The organism is Melaminivora jejuensis, from assembly GCF_017811175.1.
Lineage (GTDB): Bacteria > Pseudomonadota > Gammaproteobacteria > Burkholderiales > Burkholderiaceae_C > Melaminivora > Melaminivora jejuensis.
On record NZ_JACWIJ010000002.1, the window covers coordinates 1251999 to 1268571 of the forward strand.

Consider the following 16573-nt stretch of genomic DNA (forward strand, 5'->3'; position numbering starts at 1 on the left):
GGTAATCACTTGAGGGCCTTGTAGCGCATACGCTTGGGCGCCGCGCCCTCCTCGCCCAGGCGCTTTTTCTTGTCGGCCTCGTACTCCTGGTAGTTGCCGTCGAAATAGACCCACTGGCTATCGCCCTCGGCGGCCAGGATGTGCGTGGCGATGCGATCCAGGAACCAGCGGTCGTGGCTGATGACCAGCACCGTGCCGGCATATTCCAGCAGTGCATCTTCCAGCGCGCGCAGGGTTTCCACGTCCAGGTCGTTGGAGGGCTCGTCCAGCAGCAGCACGTTGCCGCCCTGGATCAGCGTCTTGGCCAGGTGCAGCCGCCCGCGCTCGCCGCCCGAGAGGTTGCCGACTTTCTTTTGCTGATCCTGGCCGTTGAAGTTGAAACGCCCGGCGTAGGCCCGGCTGGCCATCTGGAACTTGCCGACGTTGATGATGTCCAGCCCGCCCGAGATGTCCTCCCACACCGTCTTGTCGTTGGCCAGCGCATCGCGCGACTGGTCGACATAGGCCATCTTGACGGTCTGGCCGACGACGACTTCGCCGGAATCGGGCTGCTCGCGTCCGGCGATCAGCTTGAACAGCGTGGACTTGCCGGCGCCGTTGGGGCCGATGATGCCGACGATGGCGCCCGCCGGGATGTTCATGCTCAGGTTGTCGATCAGCACCCGGTCGCCGAAGCTCTTGGAGACGCCCTTGAACTCGATGACCTGCGTGCCCAGGCGCTCGGCCACGGGGATGAAGATCTCCTGCGTCTCGTTGCGGCGCTGGTATTCGTAGTCGCTCAGCTCCTCGAAGCGGGCGATGCGCGCCTTGGACTTGGACTGGCGGCCCTTGGCGTTCTGGCGCACCCACTCCAGCTCTTTTTTCAGGGCCTTGGCGCGCGCTTCCTCGCCCTTTTGCTCGGCCTCCAGGCGGTTTTGCTTCTGGATCAGCCACTCGGAGTAGTTGCCCTTGTAGGGGATGCCGTGACCACGGTCGAGCTCCAGAATCCACTCGGCCACGTTGTCCAGGAAATAGCGGTCGTGGGTGATGGCCACCACGGTGCCGGTGAAGCGGTGCAGGAACTGCTCCAGCCACTCGACGGATTCGGCATCCAGGTGGTTGGTCGGCTCGTCGAGCAGCAGCATGTCGGGCTTGGACAGCAGCAGCTTGCACAGCGCCACGCGGCGCTTCTCGCCACCCGACAGATTGCCGATCACGGCATCCCAGGGCGGCAGGCGCAGGGCATCGGCGGCAATCTCCAGCTGGTGCTCCGAATCCGTGCCGGCGGCGGCGATGATGGCTTCGAGCTTGCCCTGCTCGGCGGCCAGGGCGTCGAAGTCGGCGTCCTCTTCGGCATAGGCGGCATAGACCTCATCGAGACGCTGGCGCGCGGCGTTGACCTCGGCCATGGCGTCCTCGACCTCCTCGCGCACGGTGCGGCTGGGGTCGAGTTGCGGCTCCTGCGGCAAGTAGCCAATGGACAGGCCAGGCATGGGGATGGCCTCGCCCTCGAATTCCTTGTCCACGCCGGCCATGATCTTGAGCAGCGACGACTTGCCCGAGCCGTTCAGGCCCAGCACGCCGATCTTGGCGCCGGGGAAGAACGACAGCGAGATGTCCTTCAAGATCTGCCGCTTCGGGGGCACGGTCTTGCTGACGCGGTTCATCGAAAAAACGTACTGGGCCATGGGGCGTCGCTTCCGGGGGTTGATTTGAAAAAAATAGCAAAAAAGTGGCGCCAGACATGGCGCGCGCAACCCGTGATTATCGACCCATGCGACAATTGCGGCTGTCAGGCACTCCAGTCACCCTGACAGCAGCAGTCAAGCTGGGGACGAAGGATGCACCGCTCATCCAGGCTCCCGCTCTTGCAATCTCCGATTCCTCAGGCACTGGTCCGGCAACCGCTGTTTTGCCGGCGACGGATCGGAACCCGGCGCCCAGGACGGGCGCAGCCAATATCCATGACATTTGAAGAACTGAATCTCGCACCGGCCATCTTGAGCGCCGTGCAGGAACAGGGCTATGACAGCCCCACTCCCATCCAGGCCCAGGCCATCCCCGCCGTGCTCGCCGGCCATGACCTGCTGGCCGGCGCCCAGACCGGCACCGGCAAGACTGCCGCCTTCACCCTGCCCATGCTGCAGCGCCTGAGCGAAGGCCAGCCAGCCACCAGCCGCTTCGGCAACCGCGGCGTGCGCGCCCTGGTGTTGACGCCCACGCGCGAACTGGCCGCCCAGGTCGAAGAATCCGTGCGCGCCTACGCCAAGCACCTGGACATCAAGTCCACCGTCATCTTCGGCGGCGTGGGCATGAACCCGCAGATCGAGCGCATCAAGCGCGGCGTGGACATCCTGGTGGCCACGCCGGGCCGCCTGCTCGACCTGCAGCAGCAGGGCTTCCTGGACTTGTCCACGGTCGAAATCCTGGTGCTGGACGAAGCCGACCGGATGCTGGACATGGGCTTCATCCACGACGTGAAGAAGGTGCTGGCCCTGTTGCCTGCCTCCAAGCAGAGCCTGCTGTTTTCTGCCACCTTCAGCGACGAGATCCGCGAGCTGGCGAACGGCCTGCTGAAGAACCCGCAAAGCATCCAGGTCACCCCGCGCAACACCACGGTGCAGCGCATCAGCCAGGTCATCCACCCGGTGGGCCGCGCCAAGAAAAAGCAGGTGCTGCTGCACATCATCCAGCAGCACGACTGGAGCCAGGTGCTGGTGTTCACGCGCACCAAGTTCGGCGCCAACAACGTGGCCGACTACCTGACCAAGAACGGCGTGACGGCCATGGCGCTGCACGGCAACAAGAGCCAGAGCGCCCGCACCCAGGCGCTGGAAGGCTTCAAGACCGGCCAGATCCGCGCCCTGGTGGCCACCGACATCGCCGCGCGCGGCATCGACATCGACGACCTGCCGCACGTCGTCAACTACGAGATCCCCAACGTGCCCGAGGACTACGTACACCGCATCGGCCGCACCGGTCGCGCCGGGCGCGAGGGCCATGCCGTGAGCCTGGTGTGCATGGACGAGGAAGGCTTCATGATGGAGATCGAGCGCTTCACCAAGCAGGAGATCCCGGTGCAGCTCATCGACGGCTTCGGCCCCGATGAGGGCGAGCAGGCCGAGCCCATTGCCATGGGCCGCCAGACCATCTGGGGCGGCGCCGGCCGGCCGCCCAGCCGCGAAGTCATGCAGGCTGCTGCCAAGGCCGCGCGCCAGGAGATGATGGAGCGCATCCGCAGCAACAAGGCAGCGCAGGGCGGCGGCGGTGGCCAGCGCGGTCGCCAGGGCGGCAATGGCAGCGACGAGCAGCCTCGCCGCGAGGGCGCCGAGGACGGCAGCCGGCGCGGCAGGAGCACTAAGGCCGCGCAAGGGCCGGGCGCCGGCCACGGCAGCCGCAGCAGTGGCGGGCGCAGCCAGCAGCAACAGCAGCAGCCCAGCGGTGGCAATGCCCGCCGGCGCAGCGGCGGCATGGGCGGCGGTGGCGGCCAGCGCCACCACGACGACAGCCAGCCGCGCAGCGAGAACGCCCACCTGCTGACGCAGACCGGCCACTCGCTGATGCCACGCCGCATGGGCGGCGGCGGCCAGCCCGACCCCATGCGCACCAATGTGGACATGATGGCCGGCAGTGGCCGCCGGGGCGGCGGCTTTCGCAGCGGCGGTGGCGGCTCGCGCGGCCCACGTGGCGGCGGCTATGGCCGTTGAAGCAGGACTAGCGCCCACGATCCGTTGACGCAGCCTTGAAGCACCAGCCCGGCATCTGCCGGGCTTTTGTCTTTCAAAGGCAATGCCGTGATGCCGACTACCATCGCCGGCAACCCCATTCATGCTTGCACGCCATGCCGATCCGCTCCACTCACCCCCATAGTGCCCGTGCCGCCAGGACTGCCTCCGGTCTGCCCGTCCTGGCCACCCGCCTGCTGCCGCCGCTGGCAGCGCTGCTGCTGGCTGCCTGCTCCAGCACGCCCCTGCCACCCTGGCCGGCCCAGTCATCCGGCGCCCCGGGCGCACAGCCAGGGCGGGTGGTACCCAGGCCGCTGGGCAGCCAGCCGGCCATGCCGCAGCCCCAGGGCGCACCGGTGACCCAGGACGAGGATGGCGTCACGGTCACGCCGCTGGGCGCAACAGACGCTGGGCAGCCGCCGCCTGTTGCCGAGCCGGCAACGCCCCGGGTGTCTGCCGTCCAGGCCGCCCTGGATGCGCGCTATGCCGACCCCTCGGTGCGCTACGAAACGCCCGGCCTGGCCGCAGGACGGCGCGCCTTCACCACCAATGCCGAACTAGGCCAATGGCTGCGCCAGCTGGCCGGCGCGCGCGGCAGCGCCACGCATGTGCAGGTGCTGGACTTTGGCCGCTCGCAGCGCGGCACGCCACTGCAGGCCCTGGTGCTGACGCGCGCCGCCGGCACCGATGCCGCCGCTCTGGACGCCAGCCAGCGTCCCACGGTGCTGCTGCTTGGCCAGCAGCACGGCGACGAGCCGGCCAGCGCCGAGGCCCTGCTGGTGCTGGCGCGCGAGCTGGCCCCGGGCGGTCTGCTGGAGCCCATGCTGGACGCCCTCAACGTCGTCATCGTGCCGCGTGCCAACCCCGATGGCGCCGAGGCCGGCCAGCGCCTGCTGGCCGATGGCAGCGACCTCAACCGCGACCATCTGGCGCTGCGCTCGCCCGAGGCCCAGGCCCTGGCCCGGCTGGTGCGCAACTACCGGCCCATCGCCATCGTCGATGCCCACGAGTACGCCGTGGCCGGGCCGTTTTTCGAGCAGTTCGACGCCCTGCTCCGGCCCGACCTGATGTATGCCCATGCCACCGTGCCCAACCAGCCGGAATTCATGGCCCGGGCCGCGCGCGAATGGTATGAACAGCCCATGGCGCGCGCCCTCGGCACTGCCGGGCTGACACAGGACTGGTACCACGCAGCTGGACACAGCGCCGTTCCACGGCTGGACTTGGGCGGCATCGAAGCCGACAGCGCGCGCAACGTCAACGGCCTGAAGAACGCCGTCAGCCTGATGATCGCCAGCCGGGGCAGCGACCTGGATCGCCAGCACCTGCAGCGGCGCGTTCACACCCAGGTCGCAGCGCTGACCAGCGTGCTGCGCAGCACCATCGCCCGCGCCGGCGATCTGGAGTCGGTACGCTCATACGACGTGCGCGAGGCGGCCTCGCAGGCCTGCCGTGGCCAGATGACGGTGCGCGCCCAGGGCACGCCGCTGCAGCGCGAGTTACTGGTGCTCGATCCGGCCAGCGCGCAGGAGCGCCCGCTGCATCTGCAAGCCGATTCGCCCCAGCAACTGCGCCCCCTGCTGAGCCGGGCGCGCCCGTGCGGCTACTGGCTGGCGCCGCACGCCGGCGCCGCCGTCGAGCGGCTGCGCATGTTGGGCCTGCAGGTGCTGCGCGTGGCCGAGGCTGGCGCCGTGCTGGCCGACCAGTACGAGCCAAGCGGCCCGGGCCGGGGCAGCCAGTTGCAGGTGACGCTGCGCCGCAACCTGATGGACGTGCCAGCCTCCAGCTATTACGTGCCCCTGGGCCAGCCCCTGGGCAATCTAGCCGTGGCCGCCCTGGAGCCTGACACCGATGCCGGCTACCTGAGCCTGGGCGTGCTCAACCAGCTATCGGACACGGCACGCATCATGGGCAACCCGTCGTTGATCTTCGAGGAAATGGATTAATCAAAAAAGATAGCTGACAGCGCTTGTCCAGCAAGGGTTTGAGCCTGTTTTGATTCCCAATCACACTCAATCTTTGCGTGCCAGCAACCGCACCAACTCGGGCACCGGGGCATCCGCCCCGGCCTGGCTGACAGCGCTGGCGAAAGTGTCTTGCACGGCCTGGGCGATCTGGCACGCGGCCCGGCTGTCGCCGGCCATGGTCGTGTAATAGCCCATATCCTTGAGGGCGTTGCCCAGAGCGAAGCGCAGCGCCGACGCATCCTGCGCCAGCAGATAGGGGCGCAGGCGCTCCAGCGCCACGCCGGCACCGCCGCCCTGAGCCAGCACATCCACAAAGACCTCGGGCGCCACCCCGGCCCCCTGCGCACAGGCAGCAGCCTCGGCAATCAAGGCCACGCTGCCCAGCGAGACGTAGTTGTGCAGCAGCTTCATGCGGTGGCCGCTGCCCACGGCGCCGGTGTGGATGATGTTCTCGGCAAAGCGCTCCAAGATGGGCCGGCAGCGCGCCAGCACGGTCGCCTCGCCGCCGACCAGCAGGTTCAGCCGCCCGGCGCGCGCCTCGCGCGGCGTGCGCGTCATGGGCGCATCCAGAAAATCCACCCCGGCGCTCCGGCAGGCCGCCGCCACGCGCTCGGTGGAGGCGGGGATGGCCGTGGAGCAGTCGATGACCACTGCGCCCGGGCGCAGCGCCGCCAATGCGCCGCCCTCGCCCAGCAACACCGCCTCGACCTGGGGCGAGCCGGTGACACACAGGATCAGCACGTCGCACTGGCGGGCCAGCGGCTGCACACCGGCTGCCGTGGCCACGCCCAGCGCCCGCAACTCATCGAGCGGCTGGTTGCCGGGGTGCTCCAGCACGGTCAGCGGGCAGCCCTTGCTGGCCAGATTGAAGGCAATGCCATGGCCCATCAGGCCGACGCCGATCAGGGCGATGTGGGGTACGTCCATACTCAGCCTTTCTTTGGTTCCATGGCGAAAAAGCCGCGCAGCCCTTTTGGAGCAAGCGCGGCCAGCTATCTTTTCAATAGCTTACTCACATTATCTGCGCTGTGGCGGCAGGTCGGTACACGCGCCGTGCGCCGCCTCCGCCGCCATGCCTATGCTCTCGCCCAGCGTGGGGTGCGGGTGGATGGTCTTGCCGATGTCCACGCTGTCGGCGCCCATCTCGATGGCCAGAGCGATCTCGCCGATCATGTCGCCGGCGTGCGTGCCGACGATGCCGCCGCCCAGGATGCGACCGTGGCCGCCGGCCTCGGGCGAGTCGTCGAACAGCAGCTTGGTGAAGCCCTCGTCGCGCCCATTGGCGATCGCCCGGCCCGAGGCGGCCCAGGGGAACAGGCCTTTCCTGACCTTGATGCCCTGCGCCCTGGCCTGATCCTCGGTCAGGCCGACCCAGGCGATCTCCGGGTCGGTATAGGCAACGCTGGGAATCACGCGCGCGTCAAACGCTGCCTTGGACAGCTTGTCGTCGCCCTTGAGTTCGCCAGCGATGACCTCGGCGGCCACGTGTGCCTCATGCACTGCCTTGTGCGCCAGCATGGGCTGGCCCACGATGTCGCCGATGGCGAAGATGTGCGCCGCGTTGGTGCGCATCTGCACGTCCACTTCGATGAAGCCGCGCTCGGTGACGGCCACGCCTGCGGCCTCGGCGCCGATCTTCTTGCCGTTGGGCGAGCGGCCCACGGCCTGCAGCACCAGGTCGTAGGTCTGCGGCTCAGGCGCGGCGGCGCCCTCCTTGGTCGCAGCGAAGCTGACCTTGATGCCCTCGGGCGTGGCCTCGGCGCCCACGGTCTTGGTGTCCAGCATGACGCGGTCGAAGCGGTGCTGGTTCATCTTCTGCCAGACCTTGACCAGATCGCGGTCAGCGCCCTGCATCAGGCCGTCCAGCATCTCCACCACGTCCAGGCGTGTGCCCAGCGTGGAGTACACCGTGCCCATCTCCAGGCCGATGATGCCGCCGCCCAGGATCAACATGCGCTTGGGCACCGTCTGCAGCGCCAGGGCGCCGGTGGAGTCCACCACGCGCGGATCGTCGGGCATGAAGGGCAGGCGCACGGCCTGGCTGCCGGCGGCGATGATGGCGCGCTGGAACTGCACGACCTTCCTGCCGCCGCTCCTGTCCTGACCCTCGCCTGCGGTCTCCTCGACCTGCAGGTGGTGGCTGCCGACGAAGCTGCCATAGCCGCGCAGCACCGTCACTTTGCGCATCTTGGCCATCTGCGCCAGGCCCCCGGTCAGCTTGGCGATGACCTTTTCCTTGTGGCCGCGCAAGGTCGGCAGGTTGACCTGGATGGAGCCGAAGGTCACGCCGGCTGCCTCCAGGTGGCGCGCTTCGTTGATCACGCCCGCCACATGCAGCAGCGCCTTGGAGGGGATGCAGCCGACGTTCAGGCACACGCCGCCCAGGCTCGCGTAGCGCTCGACCAGCACCACTTTCAGGCCCAGGTCGGCGGCGCGGAAGGCGGCGCTATAGCCGCCTGGGCCGCCGCCCAGCACCAGGACTTCGCAGTCCACGTCAACGGCACCACCGTACTCGCTGCCTTTCCCGCTTGCGGCAGAGGGAGTGGCACTGGCGGGTGCAGCAGAGGGCGCGGCGCTGGCGGACGCTGGCGCAGCGGCGGCATCTTCGCTCCCTCTCCCGCTGGCGGGAGAGGGCTGGGGTGAGGGTGCTCCCGCAGCGGCCTGCACCTCCAGCGTCAGCAGCACGCTGCCCTGCTTGACCTTGTCGCCCAGCTTGACCTTCAGCTCCTTGACCACGCCCGCATGGCTGGACGGGATTTCCATCGAGGCCTTGTCGCTCTCCAGCGTGACCAGGCTTTGCTCGGCCTCGATGGCATCGCCCGGCTGCACCAGCACTTCGATCACCGCGACGGAGTCGAAGTCGCCAATATCGGGCACCTGAATGTCGATCACTGCCATGTTGCTGTTCCTTTCATCCTGAGCGCCATCACAGCACGATGCGGCGATAGTCCGCCAGCAACTGCCCCAGATAGGCGTTGAAGCGCGCCGCAGCCGCGCCGTCGATCACGCGGTGGTCGTACGACAGCGACAGCGGCAGCATCAGGCGCGGCTCGAATTTCTCGCGCTCGTCGTTCCAGATGGGCTTCATGCTGCTGCGCGACAGGCCCAGGATGGCCACCTCGGGCGCGTTGATGATGGGCGTGAAGTGCGTGCCGCCGATGCCGCCCAGCGACGAGATGGTGAAGCAGCCGCCCTGCATGTCGGCCACGCCCAGCTTGCCGTCGCGGGCTTTTTTCGCCAGCTCGCCCATTTCCTCGCTGATGTGCAGGATGCCTTTCTTGTCGGCGTCCTTGAGCACCGGCACCACCAGGCCGTTGGGCGTGTCGGCGGCAAAGCCGATGTGGAAGTACTGCTTGAAGACCAGCGCATCGCCATCGAGGCTGGCATTGAACTCGGGGTACTTCTTGAGCGCTGCCACCACGGCCTTGATAACGAAGGCCAGCATGGTCACCTTGACCGGGCTCTTGGCCTTGGCGCCCTCGTGGTTGGTCTGCACGCGGAAGGCCTCCAGGTCGGTGATGTCGGCCTCGTCGTTGTTGGTGACGTGCGGAATCATGACCCAGTTGCGCGACAGGTTGGCGCCGCTGATCTTCTTGATGCGCGTCAGCTCCTTGCGCTCCACCGGGCCGAACTTGGCGAAGTCCACCTTGGGCCAGGGCAGCAGATCGAGCCCACCGCCGCTGGACGGCGCGCCTGCCGCTGGAGCACGGACTGCCTGGGCCTGGGCCTGGGCCTGCGCTTGGGTCTGCGCACTGCCGGCCATGACGGCACGGGTAAAGCCCTGCACGTCCTGCTGCGTGATGCGGCCCTTGGGGCCGCTGCCCTGCACCTCGGCCAGCGGCACGCCCAGCTCGCGCGCGAACTTGCGCACCGACGGGCTGGCGTGCGGCAGGCCGGGCGCCGGGCTGCCCGGCTGGTGCGGTGCGGCGGCAGGTGCGGACGGCGCAGGCGGCTGTGCGGTCTTGGCCGAGTCCTGCGCTGCGGGCGCAGGCTGGGGCGCAGGAGCAGGTGCCGGTGTGGCTGCAGCCGCTGCCGGAGCGGCGGGCGAGACCGCTGGCGACTGCACCTGGCCTGCCGGCTCGGGCCCGCGCTCGCGCCGGCCTTCGACCACGGCCACCAGGTCGCCCGTGTTGAGCTTGTCGCCAATGGCCACGCGGATCTCGCGGATCTCGCCCTCGGCGGAGCTGGGGATCTCCATGGACGCCTTGTCCGACTCGACGGTGAACAGCGACTGCTCCAGCGTCACCGTGTCGCCCACGGCGACCAGTATCTCGATCACGGCCACGTCGCGGAAGTCGCCGATGTCGGGCACATGCACCTGCAGCAGCTCGGGCGCTGCACCTTGGGCCGGGGCAGCAGCCGGGGCAGCCTGGGGCGCAGGGGCCTGGGCGGGCGCGGGCGCACTTGCCGCATCCGGTTTTGCTACGTTTTCAGTAGCTTGTTGCGCTTGCCCAGCAAGGATTTGAGCCGGTTTTTCCTGTGATTCCTGGGGATCTGTATCACTGCCGGCGTCACTGACTTCCAGCGTCAGGATCACGGAACCCTGTTTGACCTTGTCACCCAGCTGCACCTTCAGCTCGCGCACCACGCCGGCCTGGACCGACGGGATCTCCATCGACGCCTTGTCCGATTCCACGGTGATGAGCGACTGCTCGACGCGCACCCGGTCGCCAGGGGCGACCAGCACCTCGATCACGCCCACTTCGTCGAAATCCCCGATGTCCGGGACTTTGATATCTACCAATGCCATGTCAGCCTCCCGGTTCTTCAGGCGTGCAGCGGGTTGATCTTGTCGGCCTTGATGCCGTACTTGGTAATGGCCTCGGCGGCGCGGCTGGCGGGCAGCACGCCGTCATCGGCCAGCGCCTTGAGGGCCGCCACGACGATGTAGTGGCGGTTAATCTCGAAGTGCTCGCGCAGCTTGTAGCGGAAGTCCGAGCGGCCAAAGCCGTCCGTGCCCAGCACCTGGTAGCTGCGGCCCTTGGGAATGAACGGGCGGATCTGCTCGGCAAAGGCCTTCATGTAGTCGGTCGAGGCCACCACCGGGCCTTCGGAGCGCGACAGCTGCTGCCCGACAAAGGACTGGCGCGGCGTCTCCAGCGGGTGCAGCAGGTTCCAGCGCTCGGCATCCTGGCCGTCGCGCGCCAGCTCGGTGAAGCTGGGGCAGCTCCAGACCTGGGCGGCCACGCCCCAGTCGTCTTGCAGCAGTTGCTGCGCGGCCAGCGATTCGCGCAGGATGGAGCCGCTGCCCAGCAGCTGCACCACGGGCGCGCCCTCGGGCAGCGCGGGCGCCTGGCTGCACAGGTACATGCCCTTGAGGATCTGCTCCTCCGTGCCCGGCTGCAGGCCCGGCATGGCGTAGTTTTCGTTGAGCAGCGTGATGTAGTAGTACACGTTCTCCTGGCGCTCGACCATGCGCTTGAGGCCGTGCTGCATGATGACCGCCACCTCGTGCGCGAACGTCGGGTCGTAGCTGACGCAGTTGGGGATGGTGCTGGCCAGGATGTGGCTGTGGCCGTCCTCGTGCTGCAGGCCCTCGCCGTTGAGCGTGGTGCGCCCGCTGGTGCCGCCCAGGATGAAGCCGCGCGCCTGCATGTCCCCGGCGGCCCAGGCGAAGTCGCCAAAGCGCTGGAAGCCGAACATGGAGTAGTACACGTAGAACGGGATCATGATCCGGTTGTTCGTCGAGTACGACGTGGCCGCGGCGATCCACGAGCACATGCCACCGGCCTCGTTGATGCCCTCCTGCAGGATCTGCCCGGCCTTGTCCTCCTTGTAATACATGACCTGGTCGCGATCGACCGGCGTGTACTGCTGGCCCTTGGGGTTGTAGATGCCGATCTGGCGGAACAGCCCCTCCATGCCGAAGGTGCGCGCCTCATCGACCAGGATGGGCACGACGCGCGGGCCCAGCGCCTTGTCGCGCAGCAGCTGCGTGAGAAAGCGCACGTAGGCCTGGGTGGTGCTGATCTCGCGGCCCTCGGCCGTGGGTTCGAGCACGGCCTTGAAGGTCTCCAGCGAGGGCACGGTGAAGCTCTCGTCGGCCTTCTCGCGGCGGTGCGGCAGATAGCCGCCCAGGGCCTTGCGGCGTTCGTGCAGGTACTTCATCTCCGGCGTGTCGTCAGCCGGCTTGTAGTAGGGCAGCTCTTCGAGTTGGCTGTCGGGAATCGGAATGTTGAAGCGGTCGCGGATGTAGCGGATGTCCTCGTCGGCCAGCTTCTTGGTCTGGTGCACGGTGTTCTTGGCCTCGCCGGCCTTGCCCATGCCGTAGCCCTTGACGGTCTTGATCAGCAGCACCGTCGGCTCGCCCTGGTGCGCATTGGCGGCGTGGAAGGCGGCATAGACCTTCTCCGGGTCGTGGCCGCCACGGCGCAGCTCCCAGATCTCGTCGTCGGTCATGTGCTCGACGAGTTTTGCCGTCTCGGGGTAGCGGCCAAAGAAGTGCTTGCGCAGGTAGGCGCCGTCCATGGCACGGTAGGTCTGGTAGTCGCCGTCCAGCGTCTCCATCATGAGTTGCTTGAGCTTGCCGCTCTTGTCGCGGCGCAGCAGCTCGTCCCAGCCCTTGCCCCACAGCAGCTTGATGACGTGCCAGCCAGCGCCACGGAAGTCACCCTCCAGCTCCTGGATGATCTTGCCGTTGCCGCGCACCGGGCCGTCGAGGCGCTGCAGGTTGCAGTTGATGACGAAGATCAGGTTGTCCAGGTTCTCGCGCGCCGCCAGGCTGATGGCGCCCTTGCTCTCGGGCTCGTCCATCTCGCCGTCGCCCAGAAACACCCAGACGCGGCGCCGGGCGGTATCGGCAATGCCGCGCGCGTGCAGGTATTTGAGAAAGCGCGCCTGGTAGATGGCCATCATCGGCCCCAGGCCCATGGACACCGTGGGGAACTGCCAGAAACCCGGCATCAGCTTAGGGTGCGGGTAGCTCGACAGGCCCTTGCCATCGACTTCCTGGCGGAAGTTCTCCAGCTGCTCCTCGGTGATGCGCCCTTCCAGGTAGGCGCGGGCATAGATGCCGGGTGCGCTGTGGCCCTGGAAGTAGATGCAGTCGCCGCCGTGGTTCTCGCTCTCGGCGTGCCAGAAGTGGTTGAAGCCGGCGCCCCACATGGACGCCAGCGAGGCGAACGAGCCGATGTGCCCGCCCAGGTCGCCGCCATCGTGCGGGTGCAGGCGGTTGGCGCGCACCACCATGGCCATGGCGTTCCAGCGCATGAAGGCGCGCAGGCGCTTTTCGATGGCGATGTTGCCGGGGCAGCGCTCTTCCTGCTCAGGCTCTATGGTGTTGACATAGCCGGTGGTGGCGGAAAACGGCAGGTCGATGCTGTTTTGCCGGGCGTGCTCCAGCAATTGCTCGATCAGAAAGTGCGCGCGCTCGGCCCCCCCTGGTCGATGACGGCGGACAGCGCGTCCAGCCACTCACGGGTTTCCTGCTGATCGGTATCGGTCAATGCCAGATTTTTGGTCGGGTCGGACATGCCCAGTCTCCTTTGGATCAATGGCTGCAAAAAGGGGATATTGACGCTGAGTTTCGCACAGTTTCATTGCGTTCCAAATGGCGCCTTTGTGTTTCTTAATACAAAATTTTGCTGCATCCGCACATTATTTCTCCTGGCGAAATCGGGTCTGAACCGACGCTTAAACTCTGCCCATGCCGTCCCTCGCCGAACCGTCCTGCCCCCCTGCCGAGCCGCCTGAACGCTGGTGGCGCACCTGGTGGCGCAATCTCTCGCCTACCCGCCAGGATCGCTTTGCTGCGCTGGCGCCGCTGGCGGCGGTGATGATGTTTCTGCTGGCCATCGTCGTGTCGTTCTGGTATTTGCGCGCCGAGGAGGTCGAGCGCGAGAAGGAAGCCCTGCGCCGCGACGCCGAATACGCCCAGCAGCGCGTGCGGCTGCGCCTGCTGGAGCGCCAGGAGCAGATCATGCGCCTGGCGCGCGATCTGTCCAACCACGAACTGGAACGCAGCGACTTCGTCACCCGCGCCGACGCCCTGATCAGCCAATACCCCGAGCTGCAGGCCATCACCTGGATCGACGAGCGCCGGCGCATCCGCGCCAGCCACGCCGCGCCCACCGTGACCAGCAGCCAACTGCGCGTGGGCGGCGAGGTGCTGCGCACGGGCGACGCGGCCAACCTGTTCGGCCTGGCGCGCGACACCTTGCAGCCGGTCTATTCGCAGCCCGTGCTGACCAGCGACGAGACGGTGCCGCTGCTGCAGCTGCAGGTGCCGCTGGCGCCGCAGGGGCGCTTTGGCGGCGTGGTACTGGCCGAGTACTCCATCGACAGCCTGCTGCGCTATGGCACGCCCACCGAGGTGCTGGCGCGCTACGCCGTCACGCTGCTGGACGCCAGCAACCACGTGCTGGCCGGCACGCCGCTGCCGCCGCGCAGCAATGCGCTGCTGCCCTGGACGACCAAGGCCAATGCCTACCAGATCCCGGTCTCGCCGGTGGGCAACGGGCTGGTGTTGCGCGCGCAGGCCTGGCGCACCTCGCTGGGCGTGGTCGGCAGCGGCCTGTTCTGGCTGGTCGGCACGCTCAGCGCCATGACCACCTGGATGCTGATCGCCACCTGGCGCCACACACGCCGGCGCCTGCAGGCCCAGCAGGCCCTGATTGCCGAGACCAACTTCCGCCGCGCGATGGAGAACTCCATCCTGACCGGGATGCGCGCCCTCGACCTGCACGGGCGCATCACCTATGTCAACGCGGCGTTTTGCCAGATGACGGGCTGGAGCGAGGCCGAGCTGGTCGGCCAGATGCCGCCCTACAGCTACTGGCCCGAGGAAGAACACGAAACCCTGCACGCCAAGCTGCGCGAGGAGCTGTCGGGCCAGGTCGCGCCCGGGGGCTTCCAGGTGCGCGTGCAGCGCAGGAACGGCGTGGTCTTCGACGCGCGGCTGTATGTCTCGCCGCTGGTCGATGCGCGCGGCCAGCAGACCGGCTGGATGACCTCCATGACCGACATCACCGAACCCAACCGCGTGCGCGAGCAGCTCACCGCCTCGCACGAGCGCTTCACCATCGTGCTGGAGGCGCTGGACGCCTCGGTCTCGGTGGCGCCGCTGGGCAGCCAGGAGCTGTTGTTTGCCAACCGGCTGTACCGCCAGTGGTTCGGCTCGCAGACCGTGGGCCATCTGCAGCTGCTGGCCCAGGCCGGCAGGCTGCCGCTGCAGCGTGCCAGCGAGGGCGGCGACGGCGCCAGCGACGAGGACGGCCTGATGGGCCTGCCCACCGACTCGCTGACCAGCGCTGGCCCGGGCAACGCCGAAATCTACCTGCCCGAGCTGGACAAATGGCTGGAGGTGCGCTCGCGCTACCTGAACTGGGTGGACGGGCGCCTGGCGCAGATGGTCATTGCCACCGACATCACGCCGCGCCGTCTGGCCGAGGAGCAGGCCGCGCGCCAGGCCGAACGCGCACAGTCGGTGAGCCGCCTGATCACCATGGGCGAGATGGCCTCCAGCGTGGCGCATGAGCTCAACCAGCCGCTCACCGCCATCAGCAATTACTGCAGCGGCATGATCTCGCGCATCGAGCGCCAGCAAATCACCGAAGAAGCTCTGCTGGGCGCACTGCAAAAGACCGCCCACCAGGCGCAGCGCGCCGGCCAGATCATCCAGCGCATCCGCGCCTTCGTGAAGAAAAGCGAGCCCAACCGCCAGCCCGCCGATGTCAACCACATCGTGGCCGAGGCGGTGGAGCTGGCCGGCATCGAGCTGCGCCGGCACAACGTGCGCCTGACGCACTATGTCGCCGCGCGGCTGCCGCCCATCATGGCCGACTCCATCCTGATCGAGCAGGTGCTGATCAACCTGATGAAAAACGGCGCCGAGGCCATCGCCAACGCCCAGCGCCCGCCGGCACAGCGCAGCGTGGAGCTGCGCGTCGTGCCGCGCCAGGCCGAGGAGCAGGACGTGATCGAATTCACCGTGCAGGACACCGGCGGCGGCCTGGGGCCGCAGATGCTGGCGCACCTGTTCGAGGCGTTCTATTCGACCAAGAGCGAGGGCATGGGCATCGGCCTGAACCTGTGCCGCAGCATCGTCGAATCGCACCAGGGCCGGATGCAGGCCGAGAACCTCTACAATGGTTCGGAGGTTATCGGTTGCCGGTTTTCCTTCTGGTTGCCGCTGGCATAGCCGCCATCGAGCTACATAACTTGTAGCATCATCCCAGCGTCGAGAGATTTTTCCGCATGAGCATGACTCCCAAGAAGGGCACCGTCCACATCGTCGATGACGACGAAGCCGTCCGTGATTCGCTGCAATGGCTGCTCGAAGGCAAGGACTACCGGGTGCGCTGCTTCGACTCGGCCGAGTCCTTTCTGTCGCGCTACGACCCGCACGAAATCGCCTGCCTAATCGTGGACATCCGCATGGGCGGCATGACGGGCCTGGAGCTGCAAGATCGCCTGATCGAGCGCAAGTCGCCCCTGCCCATCGTCTTCATCACCGGCCACGGCGACGTGCCCATGGCCGTCAACACCATGAAAAAGGGCGCGCTGGACTTCATCCAGAAGCCCTTCAACGAAGACGAGCTGGTCGAGCTGGTCGAGCGCATGTTGGATCGCGCCCGCGAGGCCTTCGCCGACCACCAGCAGGCCATCAGCCGCGACGCGCTGCTGTCCAAACTGACCAGCCGCGAGGCGCAGGTGCTCGAGCGCATCGTCGCCGGGCGCCTGAACAAGCAGATCGCCGACGACTTAGGGATCAGCATCAAGACCGTGGAGGCGCACCGCGCCAACATCATGGAAAAACTCGGCGCCAACACTGTGGCCGATCTGCTCAAGATCGCCCTGGCACCCAGTCCGGCCAAGCATTGAGCGCCTTCCCGCACCTCACAAAACTATCATTTTCATAGCTGCCGGCGCTTGTCCCACAAGCCCCAGGCAGCTTTTTCATTG

General features: G+C 67.4%; 8 protein-coding genes and 1 pseudogene. 4 read left to right on the forward strand and 5 right to left on the reverse strand.

Annotated elements, in window-relative coordinates; all coding sequences use genetic code 11:
* Nucleotides 1-5: 5 nt before the first annotated feature.
* Nucleotides 6-1667, reverse strand: coding sequence for an energy-dependent translational throttle protein EttA (gene ettA / locus IDM45_RS06070; protein ID WP_209422050.1), 1662 nt, complete (start codon nucleotides 1665-1667; stop codon nucleotides 6-8).
* Nucleotides 1668-1943: 276 nt separating this feature from the next.
* Between ettA and IDM45_RS06075 the strand changes: the two genes are divergently transcribed.
* Both IDM45_RS06075 and IDM45_RS06080 read left to right on the forward strand, forming a co-directional pair.
* The gene (locus tag IDM45_RS06075) at nucleotides 1944-3686 is read left to right on the forward strand and encodes a DEAD/DEAH box helicase (protein ID WP_209422051.1); all 1743 of its coding nucleotides are present in this window, start codon (nucleotides 1944-1946) and stop codon (nucleotides 3684-3686) included.
* Between the two features lie 134 nt (nucleotides 3687-3820).
* Nucleotides 3821-5650, forward strand: coding sequence for a M14 family metallopeptidase (locus IDM45_RS06080; RefSeq protein ID WP_209422052.1), 1830 nt, complete (start codon nucleotides 3821-3823; stop codon nucleotides 5648-5650).
* Between the two features lie 66 nt (nucleotides 5651-5716).
* Here the strand turns inward: IDM45_RS06080 and IDM45_RS06085 are convergent, their stop codons facing one another.
* From IDM45_RS06085 to aceE, 4 genes and pseudogenes are all read right to left on the reverse strand, one after another.
* Nucleotides 5717-6598 (reverse strand): NAD(P)-dependent oxidoreductase, encoded by an 882-nt coding sequence (locus IDM45_RS06085; protein ID WP_209422053.1) that lies wholly within the window; start codon nucleotides 6596-6598, stop codon nucleotides 5717-5719.
* A gap of 90 nt (nucleotides 6599-6688) precedes the next feature.
* Nucleotides 6689-8569: a dihydrolipoyl dehydrogenase gene (lpdA, locus tag IDM45_RS06090; protein ID WP_209422054.1), complete on the reverse strand. Its 1881-nt coding sequence runs from the start codon at nucleotides 8567-8569 to the stop codon at nucleotides 6689-6691.
* Nucleotides 8570-8597: 28 nt separating this feature from the next.
* Nucleotides 8598-10421 carry a dihydrolipoyllysine-residue acetyltransferase gene (aceF, locus tag IDM45_RS06095; protein WP_209422055.1) on the reverse strand — a complete coding sequence of 608 codons (1824 nt, stop codon included), beginning with the start codon at nucleotides 10419-10421 and terminating at the stop codon, nucleotides 8598-8600.
* A 17-nt stretch (nucleotides 10422-10438) separates the two neighbouring features.
* Nucleotides 10439-13143: pseudogene (gene aceE / locus IDM45_RS06100) on the reverse strand (pyruvate dehydrogenase (acetyl-transferring), homodimeric type).
* A gap of 173 nt (nucleotides 13144-13316) precedes the next feature.
* On the opposite strand from aceE, the gene IDM45_RS06105 reads away from it, so the two are divergent.
* Nucleotides 13317-15809 carry a PAS domain-containing sensor histidine kinase gene (locus IDM45_RS06105; RefSeq protein WP_209422056.1) on the forward strand — a complete coding sequence of 831 codons (2493 nt, stop codon included), beginning with the start codon at nucleotides 13317-13319 and terminating at the stop codon, nucleotides 15807-15809.
* Nucleotides 15810-15865: 56 nt separating this feature from the next.
* Nucleotides 15866-16492: a response regulator transcription factor gene (locus tag IDM45_RS06110; protein ID WP_209422057.1), complete on the forward strand. Its 627-nt coding sequence runs from the start codon at nucleotides 15866-15868 to the stop codon at nucleotides 16490-16492.
* Nucleotides 16493-16573 lie beyond the last annotated feature (81 nt).